Origin of the sequence: Sphingobacterium sp. InxBP1 (genome assembly GCF_026191775.1) — a bacterium.
GTDB classification, from domain to species: Bacteria; Bacteroidota; Bacteroidia; order Sphingobacteriales; family Sphingobacteriaceae; genus Sphingobacterium; species Sphingobacterium thalpophilum.
The window spans coordinates 62025-80139 of record NZ_JAINDX010000038.1; the positions used below are offsets into that span (position 1 = coordinate 62025).

An 18115-nucleotide genomic window follows, 5' to 3' on the forward strand; every position below is an offset into this window, starting at 1 on the left:
TTAATGAAGGTGGGTCAAATGACCCACCTCAAGCAAGTATTAATAGTTCTTTGGATTAAATTGAGTCCAAGTCGCTGTCCAAGGCAACGCTGTAGGATGCATCGCTCCACTATAAGTTGTTGTTCCGTTTCCGTAAGCCGGCGAAGTCGATAAAGGTCTTAAGAACGCCGGATTAAATAGTGATGCTGTAGGATAAAAAATATTTGCACCGCCTGATAATTTCAAGTAAGCTGCTGCATCTGCCGATACATTCGTCTGGTTGCCCGCTGGGCTCGCTCCGCTAAAAGCTACAGTATAAGCATGCACTACGTTACCCGTGAAGGTTCCGGTCGCACCATCCTGGAAGGCTGCGCCAGTAGCATAACCAGCGATAATGGAATTCTGAATATCATATTGCGATGCTCTTCTCCAGCGGTTACCAAATTTCAGTTTCGTACCAGCTACGGTAGCATCTTTAATACCCAAGAATGTAAAATTCTTTAACACTGGGCGGGTTTTAGGTGTGGCTGCATAAGGTGCAGTCCCTTCATTATCAGATTCCAGACCGTTGGCATCCGTGCTACCACTAGATGTGCTATTTGTTGCGTTAGGGTCTTTGAGGGATAATGCGTATTGTATTGTTCCAGTATAACCATGATCAAAGTCGAAATCGTCATCGTCATTAGATAGTGCAACGAGGTACTTTGCATTTACTGTACCACCAAAGAATTCGAAGCCGTCGTCTTTACCCCAAGATACCTGAATATTCTCTAAAGTCGTTCCGCTACCAACCCCGCCTAAAGTCAATCCATTGATTTCATTGTTATCGTTCAAATTATATCCTGCAAACTCGATCCGTACATATTTTAACGAACCCGAATTATCTGCTGGATTGCTGCCACCATAAGAGACATCTGTTCCGATGGGTTGTGGCAATCCTTCAATTTTTGTTGTTGCCGGCTGATTGGTTGTTGCCGAACCCAAAATAATCAAACCTCCAAAGTCGCCAGGATTGCGAGATCCCGCTGCATTTGGAGAAGTAAATACTATCGGTGCCGAAGCAGTACCGTTCGCAATCAGTTTAGCTGTTTTTGGAACCACTAACACCCCTTTTATATTATGCGTTTTGCCAGTAGTGTTATCTGTATAGGCTTTGGTAGCGCCAGAAGTGATGAACGTCCCGGCTTGAATAGTCAGCGTAGCACCGGGTTTTACGAATGCAACACCGTCGATTTTCCAAACGGTATCTGCAGAAAGAGTCGTTTTGGTAATAAGCCCTGCAGCATCCGTGGGAATAACTGCCTGTGGCTTGCTTGGTAAACCAGCATTTAAATCCGAATGAGATCCGATGTTGTCCTTGTTACAAGAAGCGAGTGCGATTGCGCATACGCTTGCTACTGTTAAGATTTTTTTCATCTTTTGTTAAATAATTACTAGTTTTGCCATCACAAGATCATTTTAGACTATGTATCCTTATGGGATGGCATTCCATAAGGCTGCATAGTTGCTTCATCCATTACTTTCTTTTTTATTTTCTATCTTCCTGTTGTGCTATTTTGGACAAACCTGGAACTGCAATACATGATATATGGATGATATGAGACTGCCTCGCGCAGTTTTTCTTTGGTATTAAAAATTGTACGTCAATGAGAGATTAAACCGCCTTCCATCTTTTTTACGGTAGGTTATTACATCTCCATCCGCTTTATTGTATCTATTATCACCTTTCAACTTCTTGATCGTATACACACCATCCTCATTTCCAACACTATACCCCTCTACATTTTGATAATATCGTGTCCAATCGTCGAGTAGGTTAGCCATATTTAGCTTAACTTCTAGCTTACTTCGAAGAAAACGCATATACACCTGAAAATCCAATTGCTTTGGTGCCAATTCGTATTCAACTCTATTCGGATTCACAGAAGTAATATTGGTTCTATATCCTCTATGGTTGTAACTGGCTGTTGCTCCAAATAAATTACCCCAATATCCAATCCCCAGATTCAACAACCAAGGCGACTGGCCTATTAGTGGACGGTCCTGGTTAGGAGATCTATCTTTAATCCTTTCTGGCAGCTGCTCGCCGTCTACCGTTTTGTACTTCCACGAACTAAGTACGTTCACTTTGGAACTTAAAAGTGTGGCGTTGGCCGAGATAAAAAGGTTCGCCAACCAGTCTTTACCTCCTATAAAACTTAGGTTTTTCCGGATTTCAAATTCCAGTCCCTTGTTTTTGGCAGACTCCATATTGTTGAAAACGTAATACGATCCACCAGTAAACGACTCATCCTCAACCAGCTCGATAGGTTTGTCCAAATATTTATAGAAACCTGTTAGGGATATAATTTCTCCCGGGCTGGGATACCACTCCAATCGCATGTCCAGATTGTCGATGAACGTCGATTCCACATTATCCCCAGAAACGATGGCATCCAGTTCAAAATCATAAAAACCAAAAAAACCTGTCTCCCTAAAATCTGGACGAATAGCAGTCTTTGCGTAACTTCCCCTCACATTGAGGGTATTCGTCAAACTGTAGGTCGCATTGATAGATGGTAAAAACTTCCAATTATTTTCGCGTACAAGGAGCTTGTACTTAATAAACTTGTTTTTATCATCGTCTGGATCGCCATTCTGTTTTCGGAACATCTCGTCCTGACGGTTGTTGAGATTATAATATTCGGCCCGGACGCCATAAACTAAGCGTAATTTATGCCATAGCTTCTGATCTAACATAAAATATCCTGCATGCGACTGCATGGAGCCATCGTACACATTTCCGCCAATAAGCTCAGGATAGTAATACGCTTGCCCAACATCGTTGCCAATATTCGCTGGCGAAAACAGCACATCATAGGGGGCTTCAATTGCAGGCGCCGCTTGTGAAGGGTCATTGGGCATGTACGAACGGGTAAAAGGCAGCAGACGAAATACGGATAAATCCCGTTGTTTCGACCAACCTTGATAACCAACTTTAACCAAGGTGCTTAGCGAACTTCCCTCTCCAAAGACCCGGGAAAATGCCGCTGCCCAGTTATAATCGTTCTCCTTGATATGTGTCCACATGCGTGAGTCTTTGCCCAATATTGAAGAATTGGACCAACCTGAAAGAGTCAGCAAATTCGGAGTCTGGAATATATATTCATTATTCAGAATTGTAGTCAACCTGTATCTTAACTTTCGCTCGTCTAGAATCTGCTGCTTAATGCTATTATACGCAAACATGCCTTCCGCCTTGATCTTCCACGGTAATTTATATTCACCGCTGATCTGATGTTGTTGTAAAGACATCATTTCCGGCAGTTGATATTGGTTTTTTGTCGGCGGATTGTTGAGGTCCCCAAATGCTGCCCGAATATTTTCATTATAGCTATTATTATATGTTCGGGCGTACATATTTTTGGATACGAGCTTAAAATCCTGTCCTTGCAGCCCAAGGTTGGCGACCAAACCGCTACTACTATTAAAACGATAGGAAGTACCGGCTCCATTCAAACCTACCCCAGTGCTGTCAATGTAATGCGCGCCATTAATAGCTGATCCCCGAACATTATTGAAAGCGACGATATTTTGTTCATTCCTAACATTTGCCGAAGCGGAGAAACCGAAAAGCAAGCCATTTGGTAAACTATAGCGCCGTCCTAGCGCAAGCCGAAAATTTTGATTAGGATTTGCTTTATAACGATACCGTATCATAGCGTCAGGGTCTACTTTCTTTGATTGCGCCAACGCATCGATGTCATTGTACTTCAAATTTGATCCCGGCATCAGCATCTCCTGATTTAGCTTTGGATTATCCAGAATGTAGCCAGGAGGAGCATCTAGACGCCTAGCCTCTTCATTCCATTCCCAAGGTAGTATTCCTTCTGGTTGTTTGGATGAAGATGGATTGAACCCAAAAAATTCCGATGATTTACGTTCTCCAAGACGATAAAAATCCTTACCAGTCGTTCTGGAATTGCCACCGACGCCGTATTGGATTGTGGTAAAGTCTTTCTCAGGTATATCTAGCGTATTTACGGACACTTGTCCGCCTGAAAATTCAGCGGAGACGTCGGGAGTTGCAGTCTTATTCACGACGACTGAGCTGACCATCTCTGTTGGAATAATATCAAAAGAAAAATCACGTCTATTCTGGGAAGTGCTTGGGATTACTACCCCATCTAACATCGCCTGGTTATAGCGGTCGGACATGCCCCGCACAATTACATTTCTATTGTTCACGGTAGTCAATCCTGTCACACGTTTTAGCACCTGCCCCATATCATTGTCAGGTGTACGGGCGATCTGCTCAGCAGAGATACCATCTGTCACCGAAGCCGCGTTCTTTTGCGCAGCGTAAAGGCCTGCTACGGATGCCTTTTTGAATGAGATCGTAACAACCGCGGTTTCCAGCGCGTTGACTTGAGCTTTCATCGCAATATTTAATGCCGTTCGTTGTCCTGATTGTACTTTCACTCCTTCTATACGTTGAGTTTGATAGGACAGATAACTGACCTCAAGCACGTAGGTCCCTGGATTAGCAAGGAGCACATAGCTTCCATCAATACCACTCTGTGTACTTTTGGTGGTTCCTGATAGTTTGATACTTGCATTTGCCAGGGGCTGACCACGATCATCAATCACCTTTCCCGAAATACGACCGATCTGCTGTACTGACTTTTCTGCCAATGTTATATATGCTCCGTTGTCATGCGCTATCAGGTTCGTTTCACGAAGTAAATAACGCATCACTTCATCAACACTGCTCCCTTTAAAAGCTTTAGCACTCACCTTTTTCCGGCTCAGATTGTATTTATTGGCATCAAAGGCAATATGCACATGCTGCGATTCCAAACGTTCAAAAGCTGCAGGTATAGTGGATTCATCAAAGGAGACAGAAATCTTTTTATGGAGCAACTGGCCAAATGCACCTGATGCAAAAAGCATTTCGATGGATACAGTCGACAGAAGTAGTCCGACCAACGATGTCTTTATCATAAATTTAATATCGTTTTGCGTACCGTATTGGTTAAATTTCATAAATTTGTTTACGTATATAATAGCTGTATAAGTTGTTGTATATATTCATTTTTGCGTCCTTTGGATGCCTATTGGATTAGGGCTGACGATGGCGGTCGTCAGCTCTTTTTGCACCCTACTAATAAATTATCACTTTGTTCCCCTCCTTTCTGGACTTATTATGATGGATCTGCTTAATACTTTCCAGTGTGGCTGGCCAAGACAACTGTCGGACTATAAGCATACTGTAGCGTTGTTTTGCGACACTGCGATTAGCCGCTTTGAGGTTTATGCCGTATATATTTTTAACCGCCAGCGCAAGTTCGGCGAAATCGGCCTGCTTGAGATATATTCTTCCCTCAATCCAGCTATTCCGCGTATCAATATCGAAGCGATTCTGTTTATTTTCATGGCTACTTTTGGAATAACGAATTTCGTCACCCCGGTTCAGTACGCCCAAGAGATTGTTGTTGCCCGAAACCTGCACTCGACCTGTGAATACAGACACGGAAATTTCTTCTAGTTCAGCATAGTTCTTCACCGTGAATGAAGTACCTAAGACCTTCGTCTGCAGCTCGTGAGCTTTAACAATAAAAGCCTTGGTAGAATCTTTCTTGACCTCAAAAAAGGCTTCGCCAGCCAGCAATTCTATGACCCGATCTTTCAAGCCGAAAGACACTGTGTCTATTTTTAGTTGAGTACGTGCATTCAAAATTACTGTCGAACCGTCTGCTAGCTGCACTCGCTTACGTTGTGCTATACCAGTTTCAAAAATTCGAAAGCCAGGTTGTAGAACGACCTGTTTTTGTTCTTGATGAACGTGGACCATCTTATTCCAAAACAAAAAGCCAAAGCAGAGCAACAAGCTGGCAGCGAGTGTAGCCGCCCGACGGACCATTTTCCAAATAGGTTTTTTTGATGGAGAGGTAGCTGTTATCTGCGCATGTATCCGATTCCATAATTGGAACTGATCCACACAGGAATCCGGCACCTCCTCCTGGTCTATTGCATCATACCAGCGGTCGACCAGGTCCCGTTCGGCCTTATTGGCCTTATTCTGATGATATCGATAGATTAAAGATTCAAATACTCTTCGTTTCACTTTTTGCTTGCTTTTTTATATACAAGTCTTCAGAAAACCCAAAAAGTACTTCAAAAAATAGTTAATGTTTTATGAAAGAATTGTTAAGCATACTTTTAACAGCATAGTCGTATCCCTAATCATAATATTAACTGGACAGTCGGTCGAGAACGAATAGTAGTAAGAATGTGAAATTACTGTTTTGTAGATCTCGTCGCCCTAAGATCGCCTTTTTCAACCTCTTTGAAGCTTCCGTGAGATTATTCTTCACAGTCTGTTCCGAAAGTCCCAAACGAACGGCAATCTCTCGAATGGATAAATACTCCCATTTGAGCAAAAGTACCTCCCGCATGTTATGTGGCATCACTTCCAGCTCTTCTTCCAGCATTTTCTCTAGCGCGAGATAAGTTTCGAGGTCTTCCGTATGGTGTTGTACATAATTAAAGACATGCTTGCTCCAATGGTCGAGAAGTGTATCTTTTGCTTTATTTGAATTGAAGAAATCAATGATTTTATATTTCAGCATACCTTTTAAGTAGGCGGGGAGATTCATTTGAATATCGATCGAATGTCGTTTTTCCCAAAACTGTACAAAGAGTTCCTGAAGGATATCTTCCACATCCTGCGGATCAAGGATACGTCGGGAAGCGTGCTCATAAAGATCTTTCCAACAATAGCGATATAATTGCCCGTACGCCGAAGCGTCGCTTCTTTCTTTAATAGCTTGTAGCCACTCCCGATATACAATTGGTATCTGGTCCATACTAGAACCAAAAGTAAAACTGAGATATTAAGTTTTTATTAATAAATGAATAAACAACGGCGAAAAAGTAAAATTCTTTCACCATCAAAATAATACTTTTCAAAACAAATCAAGCGAGCGAATTGAAAGATTCGGCAAGCACCGCTTGACGAGATTGTCAGTAAATTAACAATCAACTGCTTAAATTATTTGATTATTCAAATATTATTTTTATCTTTGCAACGCCTTAGGCAATAGTGCCTATTGTATAAAATATTTCATGAACCCATTTTTAGAACTGGGAATCCGTCATGAAGTTGTTAATGCCATCTCTGAGTTAGGTTTTGAAAAACCTTCTCCTATTCAGGAAAAAGCCATTCCTGTATTACTGACTGGTAACGACGATTTTGTCGGATTAGCCCAAACTGGCACAGGAAAGACCGCGGCATTTGGTCTTCCATTATTAGAACAATTAGACTTTTCTCAAAAACACCCTCAAGCGTTGGTATTATGTCCAACACGAGAACTGTGTTTGCAAATTGCGAAAGATTTACAAAACTTTGCTAAGTATATTGACAACGTACACATCGTTGCCGTATATGGCGGCGCAAACATTTCTGACCAGTTGCGTCAGATCCGTCGTGGTGTACAAATCGTCGTAGCGACCCCGGGTCGTATGCTGGACATCATCGGACGTAATGCGATCGATTTCTCCAACGTCAAATACGTGGTGTTAGACGAAGCTGATGAAATGCTGAACATGGGCTTTCAGGAAGATATCAACAATATCTTATCCGAAACTCCGGAAGAGAAAAAAACTTGGTTGTTCTCAGCGACAATGCCAAAAGAAGTTCGTCGTATTGCACAAAAATACATGACGGATCCTTTTGAGCTCACTGTAGGAACAAAGAATACAGGTAATGCTAACATTGAGCACCACTATTACCTGATCAAAGCAAAAGATAAATATGCGGCGTTCAAACGTATTGTGGATTCCAATCCCGATATCTTCGGTATTGTGTTCTGTCGGACCAAGATAGAGACACAGGATATCGCCGAAGCATTGATCAAGGATGGCTACAATGCCGATTCGCTGCATGGTGACTTATCACAACAACAACGGGATAAAGTCATGAAGCGTTACCGTGAGCGTAGTTTACAGCTCCTGATCGCGACAGATGTTGCCGCTCGTGGTATTGACGTCAACGACGTTACACACGTGATCAACTTCTCTTTACCGGACGAAGTAGAAAACTATACACACCGTTCTGGCCGTACCGCCCGTGCTGGTAAAACAGGCATTTCTCTTTCTTTGGTTAACGTGAAGGAAATGAGCAAAATCCGCCACATCGAAAAGATCATCGGTAAGCCTTTCGAGCGTAAACAAGTACCTCAAGGTGCTGAAGTATGTGAGAAACAGCTATTCTCAATCGTTAAGAAGATTGAAAATGTAGAAGTAAACGACGAGCAGATCACGCCATTCTTGCCTGCAATTATGGAAAATCTGGAGTCGCTTTCCAAGGAAGACATCATTAAGAGATTTGCTTCACTTGAGTTCAACCGCTTCCTGGACTACTACAAAAATGCGCCTGACTTAAACATTGAAGCGCGTGAAAGTTCACGTGATGACCGTGGCGACAGACGCTCCAAAGGGTATACCCGCCTGTTTATCAACTTAGGATCTGTGGATGAATTCAGTCGTGGTGATATGCTAGGCTTTATCTGCAACAACGCGAATATTTCCGGAAAATCTATCGGTAAAATTGACCTCAAAGGTGTATTTACATTCTTCGAAGTTCAAGATGCTGAAGTGGATAAGGTATTTCAGGGATTCCAGAGTGTGGAGTACAACGGCCGTCAGGTACGTATCGAAGTATCCAGTGAGGGAAGAAGCGAAGGCCGTGGCGGCAGAGGCCGTGGCGACCGTGGCGGAAGACGTGATGGAGGATATCGTAGTGACCGCGGCGGAAGACGCGAAGGTGGATACCGTGGCGGAGACCGTAGCGAAAGACGGGACCGTAATAGCGGAGGTTTCCGTGATTTCTCCGGTAAACGCAAAGAATCGAAAAGCAAGTACTAAATTTAGACTTTAGTATAGAGTAAGAAGACTCTGATTACAAGGCGCTGACTTTGTATCAGAGTCTTTTTCGTTTATAAGGTATCAGCCTTCCTTTCCTGACCGTATACGCTAGCGGTAAACGGACTATTCTCGTGCGTCATGCTTCATTCTCCATAAAAAAACGTAAATTAGCTTAATTACACGAACTGGAATTCCGCATGCCCACAGCAACAAGATTATTTGATTTAGCTTATTTGCAACAGGAGGTTGCACCCGGCTTCCCGATGTTTTCATACAAAAAAGATGGAGACTGGGTCACTATGAGCAATACAGTTTTTATCGAACAAGTAAACGAGGTATCCAAAGGCTTAATTTCTCTTGGTGTCAGATCGGGTGAAAAAGTAGCACTGATCAGCGAAAACCGCATCGAGTGGAATATTTTGGATTTTGCAATCCAGCAAATTGGAGCAGTAGTCGTTGCGATTTATCCTAACATATCGGCTTCTGATTATACCTATATTTTCAATCATGCCGAAATCAGGCACTGCATCGTCAGTTCAAAAAAACTTTATGACAAGATCATCTCAATCCAAGCTTCGTGCCCGCTTCTGGAACATGTATTTACTTTGGACAAAGAGGCGGAGATACCACACTGGCAAGAATTTATCGAAACTGGTTTTGGTATTGCCGACGAACAGCTCCAGGTCTTACGCGAGGACACTACCACAGATCACCTAGCCTCCATCATCTATACATCAGGCACCACGGGAAACCCTAAAGGCGTGATGCTTTCGCATGGTAATCTGCTGGCCGATACCATGAGCAGCGAATATTCGTTCCCCGTAGAACGCGGCGATCGCGCGCTTTCTTTTCTCCCCGTCTGCCATGCTTACGAGCGTGTCTTTCAATACGTTTATATGTACAAGGGGTTGACCATCTTTTTCGCCCAATCCATGGACAGCATCGGTGAGGATTTCAAGTCGGTAAAACCCCATATCTTTTCGGCCGTACCGCGCGTACTCGAGAAGGTTTACGAAAAAATCCGCGCAACAGGTGAAGGCCTGCGGGGCGTCAAGCGCAAGATCTTTTTCTGGTCCTTACGTCTGGGAGAAGGTTACCAACTAGAAGGGCGGTCCTTGTGGTACAATCTACAGCTCTATATCGCCCGTAAGCTGATCTTTTCGAAATGGCGCGAAGCCTTAGGAGGTGAGATCAAAGGCATTGCATCGGGCAGCGCCGCATTGCAGGAAAAATTGATCCGCTTGTACATGGCTGCTGGCATCCCCATATATGAAGGTTATGGACTCACAGAGGCGGGCCCATGCATTGCAGTCAATTGCTTTAAAAGAGGGATGAAAATCGGCACCGTAGGGCTCCCCTTAATCCATATCGACATTAAGCTTGCTGCCGATGGAGAGATCCTGACCAGAGGTAAAAATAATATGATAGGCTACTACAAGGATCCTGAAGGTACAGCCGAAGTGCTCAAAGATGGTTGGTTATATACAGGAGATATCGGTCAATGGGCCGATGGAAAGTATCTAAAAATTATTGACCGCAAAAAAGAAATGTTCAAGACCTCTGGCGGTAAGTATATTGTTCCGCAGCAGATAGAATCCAAAATCGTGGAATCTCCATTCATTGAGCAGGCGATGGTCATTGGTGAAGGCCGTAAGTTTCCCGCTGCGCTGATCGTCCCCAGTTATAGCTATTTCGTGGAATGGGCCAAAGAGAAGACACCATCAGTGAACAGCCATTCAGCGGCTGAATTTCTGAAGAGTGCAGCCGTGAGACAGCAGCTTGAAGCCGAACTCGACCGCATCAACCGCAACTTCGGCAATTGGGAGCAGATTAAAAAATTTGCAGTCGTTCCCACTGAAATGACAATTGAAACGGGTGAACTCACACCTACCCTAAAAATGAAACGCAAGGTCATCCTTCAGAAATACGCCAAAGAGGTCGATGCAATTTACGAGGACTGAAAGTTCTCTTCCCGATTTGTTTATACTGCTTATTCGATCCTTCCGATATGATCTCATGATGAAGCGATCCACGGACAGTCCGGCATGCCGGCTTCGGGCTGTTGCATTGTCGGAAGACAGAAGCATACAGCCCTGGCACGTATAAGGCAGTTTTTACCCCTAAGGAATGAAATATGAGCGACTGCTACCCCCGCCAGAAAAATTATTTTGTCTTGCTGATCATCCGTTGGCGGATAGCCTCATAGATCACAACAGCTGCTGACACAGAAACATTAAGAGAACCGATTTCGCCGTACATCGGTATTTTGGCAAGGTTGTCGGAAATACGGATCAGGTCGTTTGATACGCCGACGTCTTCTGCGCCCATGATCACACAAGTCGGTGCCGTATAATCCACGTCGTATATGCTTGAAGTTGTTTTTTCCGTACTTACAACCAGCTGCACACCCGAATCAATCAAAAACTTGCCGACTTTGGACAGACTGTCGTGACGGCATACAGGTATTTTATATAGGGCACCCGCAGACGTCTTGATCGCATCAGGATTTACTTCTGCCGAACCTTTTTTGGGTACTATAATGGCATGTACGCCCGAACACTCCGCGGTACGGGCAATAGCGCCCAGATTACGTACATCGGTCACGCCATCCAGCATCAGAAGTAACGGGGTCTCTCCTTTTTCATAGATCTGTGGTAACAGCTCTTCGATATTCTGATATGTAATCGGTGAAATCAATGCGATAACACCCTGATGATTCTTGCGCGTGATACGGTTGAGCTTTTCAATGGGCACCTGCTGGTAAGCAATATTGTGTTCTTTCAACAAGGATTTCAATTCCAAAATCAAACTGCCACTTAATCCGCGCTGGATAAACAGCGACTCGATTTCTTTACCACTGTCGATCGCTTCAATGACGGCCCGAATACCGAATACCATCTGATTCACTTCCCGTCTTTCGCCGTGATCACGCTCACGTCTCTGAAAATTTCCTTGCATCATAAAATTAAAATATTGCCTGCCCCATACATGGAATGCAAAGGTACAAAAATTTAATAGGAATATCGTCGTTTATTTAGCTCAGTCCCAGGTTAAATTCTTTACGTAATTGATCCAGAAGCGGATTCTTGTTGACCATAGCCTGATACTTCTCCTGAGAAGTGTAGGGCTTGCGTGTCACCGTATGTTCCATCATGACTCCCTGGATATCCAGAGCAAAGTTCTGTAATTTAACCCGCAGGTAGTTTAGCACATCGATTTTGGCACTTTGCAGCACATCCATTTGCACGGCATTCTCGACATCCACTTCTATGAGTGTTCCCTGCAAGCGCGGTTGAGTAGCGGTCATCAATGTGTAGAGATTAATCTTGTTTTCTGCTTTCAGCTGTTCGGCATACATATTCCATAAACTGATAAATTGACTAAAGGTTACTTCACGTTGTTCTGTGCCTCTGATCAGTTCGGGCTCGTCACCTTCTTTAGCTACTGAATTGTTTTCATAAATGGTATTTAGATCGGGCAAAGAAGGAATGATCGCACTTGCTGCGGCTCCCCATCCTCCTTTCTTCACTTTCGGAGGCACATTTGGAGCTGCATTTTTTTGTTCGGCTTTTTCTGTCAAATGCTTATCAGCTACGATAGGATGCCCATTGGTCGGGAGCTCAACAGGAGCTACCGGCGTGCTTATCGGCGTATTTTGTGCGCTGCTATCGGAAGATACCTGTGCTGATGCTGTTTGATGAGACTGAACGCTTACTGGTTCAGGAAGTTTTTTTTTTAGGCCTTCAGCAGCTGAAGGCGTCTGTACAGCCCCAAGCTGGCTCAACTTGATTGCACTTGCGATATGACACATCTTCAATAGCGCCAATTCCACCTGCAGACGCTGGTTTTTGCTTGTTTTGTAATTCATCTCACACTGATTTGAAATATTCAATGCCGAGAGAAGCAAGCCTGAGGAAGCTTTCTGTGCCTGTTGCAGGTATTTTTGACGAATGCTGTCGCTGACTTCCAGTAGCTTGAGTGTCGACGGTTCTCTTGCCACCAGCAAATTGCGGAAATGAGCAGATAAACCAGCTATAAAATGGCTACCATCGAAGCCGTGATTCAAAATATCGTTAAAGGTCAGCAGCGCTAGAGCAGCATCTTCGGCCAAGATGGCGTCTGTCAGTTTAAAATAGTAATCGTAATCCAGAATATTGAGATTGTCGATTACAGCCTGGTACGTGACATTCTTGTTTGAAAAGCTGACAATTTGGTCAAACATCGACAGCGCATCGCGAAGACCGCCATCGGCTTTCTGCGCGATGATATGCAAACCGTCCTGATCGTATGCGATCGCCTCTCTGTCGGCTATACGCGCCAGATGGGCTGCCATATCTTCTACCTTTATGCGATTAAAATCAAAGATCTGACAGCGCGACAAAATCGTCGGCAAAATCTTGTGTTTCTCTGTCGTGGCCAGAATAAATATCGCATAAGAAGGTGGTTCTTCCAATGTCTTTAAAAAAGCATTGAATGCAGCTTGCGAAAGCATGTGCACCTCATCGATAATATAGATCTTGTATTTTCCGGCCTGTGGCGGTATCCGTACCTGATCGATCAGATTACGGATATCATCCACTGAGTTATTGGATGCAGCATCCAGTTCGTGAATGCTAAAGGAGTTTCCGTTCTGGAATGATTTACAGCTGTCACATTCACCACAGGGTTCAGTGCCCGGCGCTATGTTTTCGCAGTTTATTGTTTTGGCCAAAATACGGGCACAGGTAGTTTTTCCAACACCCCTTGGTCCACAAAACAAAAATGCCTGGGCCAACTGATTGTTGTGAATCGCGTTCTTGAGGGTGCCAGTAATATGTTGCTGCCCTACAACCGAATCAAAGGTAATCGGGCGGTATTTACGTGCAGAAACAATAAAATTATCCATTGCACGAAGATACGGATTTTAAAATTATTTTTCTACGTAACCAATGATCACGGCATAAGATTGTTTAATCTGGGAATAGAGTGTTCGCACAGGCAGCCTGCTTATGATGCTGGATTGTAGCATACGTGTAGTATTAGACGTTCCTTGAATAAAACTAATTTATGAAAGAAAGAATAGCTTTATTTTACGCCATCTTATTGAGCACTTTATTATTTTCTGGCTGCAAAAAAGAAGACGACTATAACGAACTCATGGGGCTCGCAGATCTCAAAATCCAGGAGGCCGTAAAATTAGCTGCAAACCACCCGTGCAGCGACCTGAAAGAATGGTACATCGACACTTTATACTATACCTATGTTGCCGTACATCCCAGTTTTGAGAATAAGTACAAGCAATTGCTTGCCGAGGCACGGGAGTTACAAGTGAGGGCACAGAAGGTTTACAAAGGTCCTCCTACACTTAACGATCCGGGACCTCTTCCGCCTCATTTTGGTTTGCGATGCATTGCCGGTCATGTCAAAGTCGCCCGGGCCACAGATCTGGAACTTGAAGAAATTAACCAGCGTCTGCATGATCTATTTAGCCAGATCACCACATTTTTTGATGATGTGCTTTGCACCGACGCCAGTAAATGGGGCGTTGTTACCATACGCAAAGATTGTGAGTTCGTTCCGATATTGATGACCGACACAAAGAATTTTGCAGAGTTTGGAAATATGGTGGAGCAATATAACAAGCTATACCATGCAAAAGGATTATTAGTCAAGGGCTCGGACTGCCCATCACATAATGACAAACCTGCCAAGGGAGTAGTTTGTGAGAACGGTAAACCCAAAGTAACGTATTAATTTCCTAGATAGATCGTGTCAGCCCAGTCCAGAGGACTGGGCTTTCTAATTTTAGTTCGTCTTTTTCTATTTATAATCTGCACTCATTTCGCCTCCTCCAATCTCACCAGAATTCGTTTATCGTTTCCAAACATTCCTACCAAACGCTTGAATAATTCGCATATAATTATTAAATTTATATTACACTAATATTATTAAACTGTTAAGAGTTGACTATCAATCGGATTCATATTGCGTTTTTGACCTTTCTAGTGTGGTTGACTTACAGTTCGCAGCTGCTTAAGGCGCAGCAACATGTGTTCGATTTTTATGACGGAAAAGTGTCCATTAATGTTCCAAGTACGTTCAATATTCCTTTTAATGACAGCTTAACCATAGCTCATGTGCAACACTTTTATCAGACAGCCGAACAGGCAGACTATCGTGATCTGGTCAATAGTTTGCTAGAATACAAAGATAAACAGCATCTCAACGACTGGGTATATTATCAGCTCGTGCGTCGAACAGCGCAACAGATAGCGCCAAAAGCGGAAAATTACGCACGTTACACATTATACAAATGGTTTTTGATGTGTAAATCTGGATATGACGCACGTCTGGCGGTAGGAAACAATCAGATTATATTTTTCATTCAGAATAATGAAGACATTTCAGACATTCCTTTTTTTGAAATTGACGGTAAAAAATATACCTGCTTGAATTTCCATGACTATGGAAAGCTATTTCAAAGAGCAGATGCCTATATACCCGTAAAGATTAAAGTGCCGGAAGCCACCAACGACTTCAGCTATAAAATCACAAAGCTACCCGATTTTGTGCCTGCCAATTATATAGAGAAGCAGATCGCCTTTAATGACGGACATAAAGCCTATCATTTTAACATTAAGCTGAATAATGATATCAGTGATCTATTTAAAAACTATCCCGGAGTAGATTTTGAAACGTATTTTAATATCCCTCTAAGCAAGGAGACCTATCAGTCCTTAATCCCAGCACTAAAGGAAAATTTGAAAGGAAAGAGTGAGAAGGATGGTGTAGATTATTTGATGCGGTTTACACGCTATGCATTTTTATATGAAAATGACGAAGAGAACTTTGGAAAGGAAAAACGCCTTTCTCCCGAACAAACTTTATTGAATACATATAGTGACTGCGATGACCGGGCAGCTTTGTTCTTTTATTTAGTCAAAGAGATTTACAATCTACCTATGATTACGCTTCTTTACCCCACCCATATCACTATGGCTGTACAATTCGAACAACCGATTGGTGCCGACGCTATTTTATACAATGGTAGGTACTATTCTGTTTGTGAACCTACTCCCCAAACGCAGAGCCTAGCTATCGGTCAATTATCCGATAAGCTTAAAACGCAAACCTACCAGATTGTGTACCATTATGAGCCAAGATAAACCATGGCTCATAAGAGGTTCAAAAACAGCTACACCCTGACGGTGCAATAATTATAATTTATTAATAAGATCTAACAAATCCGAATATTTACCATCCGATCGTTGCGCAGCAATTGTTACAGTGTTTTTTCTACTTTCGTATTGTATGCTAATTATATAATCCATTCCATCTGCACAGCGAGCACATTCATCAATTTTAGTATCCATTAATTTGTAGGTTTCTATATAGTTCAACAATTGTTTCATTGTTGCTTCGCTTGTTTTATACGCTTTATCTTTCGGAACTTGCGGCAAATTGTCTGCAGTATTCACGTATTTAATTTCAGTCTTATCTTGATCAATAGTGATATTTGCAAATTCACCCCAACCAGAAATCGCTTTAATTTTGACTTTGAGTCCTGAAGATTCCGGCCCAACTTCTATATTGTTGGATTTTTTACAGGCGAAACACAGAACAATACTCAATACAAAGAAACAGATCGTTTTTGTCATCGTGTTAGTTTATTTTAATTTGACTGTAGAACGAAATATTCGAATCAAACGTTACAAAAAAATCCTGCTCATAGGCAGGATTTTTCTTGACAATGTGAAACAAAAATCAATTTTGCGTCACTTTTCCAGGCGTCGTATAATTTAAAGATTGTGGATCAAAATGTGCCCATCCGGCAGTCCAATCTTCTGTTCCAAATGCTCCGCGATAAGCTACTTTTTCAAAAAAGCTACCAGAAACTTTCGCATTTGTAAACTCAGCACCACTTGCAGCCGCAGAGCCCGTTACCAAAGTAAAGTTCGGGTTTGCTGGTGTAGATGAAAAATCTTTTCCAAAGTTGTAAGGCGCAGAGAATAGATTGTTTGCAAATAATTTGGTCTCAAATGTATTTTTTGATTTTAGCAAACTCTCCACTTGGCTTGCAATACTCGTAGTAGCAGTAGTTTTGATGCCTACTGGCGTACCGTAAAACAAATTATTAGCAAATACTGCATTTCCATCTACAACATTCTTTGATGTGGATTCTGGAGTACTGACTTTTGTGTCATCGACATAAATACCAATCGGAAATCCAGAAATCACAGAATTTAAGACGCTAATCGACGAGTTTCTACGAATTTGAATTCCATGTTGGAAGTTTGCATTTGGATTAAAACCATCTTTGGAGATTGGGCCAATTACTGACACATTAGAGAATACAGCTGAGGTTTTTGGAGTTTGGTTGGTTCCACTCCCATTATTATCCGATTCGAACGCGTTCGACTGTGAGACGTCAGCTGCCGCATTTGCACGCTGCGCTACTGCAAATTGTACATTTCCGGAATATCCATAATCAGTATCAAAATCATCATCCCAAGTACCAATTGCCAATAAATGCTTAGCATTTACAGTGCCACCAAACCATTCAAAAGCATCATCACCAGAACGGTAAACCTGAATATAATCCAGCGTGGTACCGCTACCCACTCCGCCTAAGGTGAGGCCGTTGATTTCATTATCTGGAGAGAACGGAATTCCTCCAAATTCAATGCGAACATACTTTAACGTACCAGAATTGTCAGCCGCGTCTGTTCCCCCGTAATAGATATAATTTTTCTCGTCTTTGCCGGATGGGCCTGCCAAGCCGCCTTCAATCTTTACATCAGCACCTTGATTGACAGGAGCTTTCCCCAATATAATAAGGCCTCCCCAATCTCCATGTGCTCTCGCTCCTGCAGCTAGGGCAGAAGTAAATACAATCGGCTTCTCAACAGTTCCAATAGCATTTATTTTTGAACCCCGCGTGATTGTAAGCGTACCTTTAGTGGCTTTGTCCCCTTTTATTATGGTTCCCGCCTCAATGGTCAATGTTGCTCCATTTGAAACGAATACAAATCCTTTCAACACGTAAATCTTATCAGATGTCCATGTCGTATTACTTGTAATTTCACCAGAGATCTCTACCACATTCTCATTACCAGGATTGGTGGGCGTTTCTGTTCCATCACCGTCATCCGTAATAGTTGTTTCCTTACAAGCTCCTGCTAACAATAAAGCGGACAGAGACAAGAATAAAAATCTTTTTTTCATTTTTTTAGTTTTAATATACTGAACA

Annotated in this window: 12 protein-coding genes; 4 read left to right on the forward strand and 8 right to left on the reverse strand. The window is 42.7% G+C overall.

Translation table 11 applies throughout. The annotated features are described in order from the left end of the window. Nucleotides 1–39: 39 nt before the first annotated feature. From K7A41_RS02170 to K7A41_RS02185, 4 genes are all read right to left on the reverse strand, one after another. Nucleotides 40–1395 carry a hypothetical protein gene (locus tag K7A41_RS02170; RefSeq protein ID WP_265712408.1) on the reverse strand — a complete coding sequence of 452 codons (1356 nt, stop codon included), beginning with the start codon at nt 1393–1395 and terminating at the stop codon, nt 40–42. 213 nt (nt 1396–1608) lie between these two features. Then, on the reverse strand, nt 1609–4962 hold the full coding sequence (locus K7A41_RS02175; RefSeq protein ID WP_265712410.1) for a TonB-dependent receptor: 3354 nt from the start codon (nt 4960–4962) through the stop codon (nt 1609–1611). 160 nt (nt 4963–5122) lie between these two features. Further along, nucleotides 5123–6085, reverse strand: coding sequence for a FecR family protein (locus K7A41_RS02180; protein ID WP_265712411.1), 963 nt, complete (start codon nt 6083–6085; stop codon nt 5123–5125). Nucleotides 6086–6212: 127 nt separating this feature from the next. Continuing rightward, complete coding sequence (locus K7A41_RS02185; RefSeq protein ID WP_265712412.1) at nt 6213–6827, reverse strand: RNA polymerase sigma factor; 615 nt, start codon at nt 6825–6827, stop codon at nt 6213–6215. A 259-nt stretch (nt 6828–7086) separates the two neighbouring features. On the opposite strand from K7A41_RS02185, the gene K7A41_RS02190 reads away from it, so the two are divergent. After that, a complete protein-coding gene (locus K7A41_RS02190) occupies nt 7087–8886 on the forward strand; it encodes a DEAD/DEAH box helicase (protein WP_265712413.1) in 1800 nt (599 codons plus the stop codon). 197 nt (nt 8887–9083) lie between these two features. Continuing rightward, entirely contained in the window at nt 9084–10847 is a 1764-nt protein-coding gene (locus K7A41_RS02195) for an AMP-dependent synthetase/ligase (RefSeq protein WP_265712414.1), read from the forward strand. Nucleotides 10848–11049: 202 nt separating this feature from the next. Here K7A41_RS02195 and rlmB read toward each other — a convergent pair whose 3' ends face one another. Beyond that, the gene (gene rlmB, locus K7A41_RS02200) at nt 11050–11847 is read right to left on the reverse strand and encodes a 23S rRNA (guanosine(2251)-2'-O)-methyltransferase RlmB (protein ID WP_416221942.1); all 798 of its coding nucleotides are present in this window, start codon (nt 11845–11847) and stop codon (nt 11050–11052) included. Between the two features lie 73 nt (nt 11848–11920). Continuing rightward, nucleotides 11921–13771, reverse strand: a complete 1851-nt coding sequence (locus tag K7A41_RS02205) for a DNA polymerase III subunit gamma/tau (protein WP_265712415.1) — start codon at nt 13769–13771, stop codon at nt 11921–11923. A gap of 161 nt (nt 13772–13932) precedes the next feature. On the opposite strand from K7A41_RS02205, the gene K7A41_RS02210 reads away from it, so the two are divergent. Together K7A41_RS02210 and K7A41_RS02215 are read left to right on the forward strand one after the other, a co-directional pair. Next, complete coding sequence (locus K7A41_RS02210; protein ID WP_265712416.1) at nt 13933–14619, forward strand: hypothetical protein; 687 nt, start codon at nt 13933–13935, stop codon at nt 14617–14619. 209 nt (nt 14620–14828) lie between these two features. Continuing rightward, nucleotides 14829–16031, forward strand: a complete 1203-nt coding sequence (locus K7A41_RS02215; protein ID WP_265712417.1) for a hypothetical protein — start codon at nt 14829–14831, stop codon at nt 16029–16031. Between the two features lie 51 nt (nt 16032–16082). Here K7A41_RS02215 and K7A41_RS02220 read toward each other — a convergent pair whose 3' ends face one another. After that, nucleotides 16083–16523 carry a hypothetical protein gene (locus K7A41_RS02220; RefSeq protein WP_265712418.1) on the reverse strand — a complete coding sequence of 147 codons (441 nt, stop codon included), beginning with the start codon at nt 16521–16523 and terminating at the stop codon, nt 16083–16085. A 106-nt stretch (nt 16524–16629) separates the two neighbouring features. Then, complete coding sequence (locus K7A41_RS02225) at nt 16630–18090, reverse strand: hypothetical protein (RefSeq protein WP_265712419.1); 1461 nt, start codon at nt 18088–18090, stop codon at nt 16630–16632. Between the last annotated feature and the right edge of the window lie 25 nt (nt 18091–18115).

What these genes read in the sequence shown, in the direction of transcription:
- K7A41_RS02170 (WP_265712408.1), bottom strand. Translation starts at nt 1,395, where the DNA reads ATGAAAAAAATCTTAACAGTAGCAAGCGTATGCGCAATCGCACTCGCT.
- K7A41_RS02175 (WP_265712410.1), bottom strand. Translation starts at nt 4,962, where the DNA reads ATGATAAAGACATCGTTGGTCGGACTACTTCTGTCGACTGTATCCATC.
- K7A41_RS02185 (WP_265712412.1), bottom strand. Translation starts at nt 6,827, where the DNA reads ATGGACCAGATACCAATTGTATATCGGGAGTGGCTACAAGCTATTAAA.
- K7A41_RS02190 (WP_265712413.1), top strand. Translation starts at nt 7,087, where the DNA reads ATGAACCCATTTTTAGAACTGGGAATCCGTCATGAAGTTGTTAATGCC.
- K7A41_RS02195 (WP_265712414.1), top strand. Translation starts at nt 9,084, where the DNA reads ATGCCCACAGCAACAAGATTATTTGATTTAGCTTATTTGCAACAGGAG.
- rlmB (WP_416221942.1), bottom strand. Translation starts at nt 11,847, where the DNA reads ATGATGCAAGGAAATTTTCAGAGACGTGAGCGTGATCACGGCGAAAGA.
- K7A41_RS02205 (WP_265712415.1), bottom strand. Translation starts at nt 13,771, where the DNA reads ATGGATAATTTTATTGTTTCTGCACGTAAATACCGCCCGATTACCTTT.
- K7A41_RS02210 (WP_265712416.1), top strand. Translation starts at nt 13,933, where the DNA reads ATGAAAGAAAGAATAGCTTTATTTTACGCCATCTTATTGAGCACTTTA.
- K7A41_RS02220 (WP_265712418.1), bottom strand. Translation starts at nt 16,523, where the DNA reads ATGACAAAAACGATCTGTTTCTTTGTATTGAGTATTGTTCTGTGTTTC.
- K7A41_RS02225 (WP_265712419.1), bottom strand. Translation starts at nt 18,090, where the DNA reads ATGAAAAAAAGATTTTTATTCTTGTCTCTGTCCGCTTTATTGTTAGCA.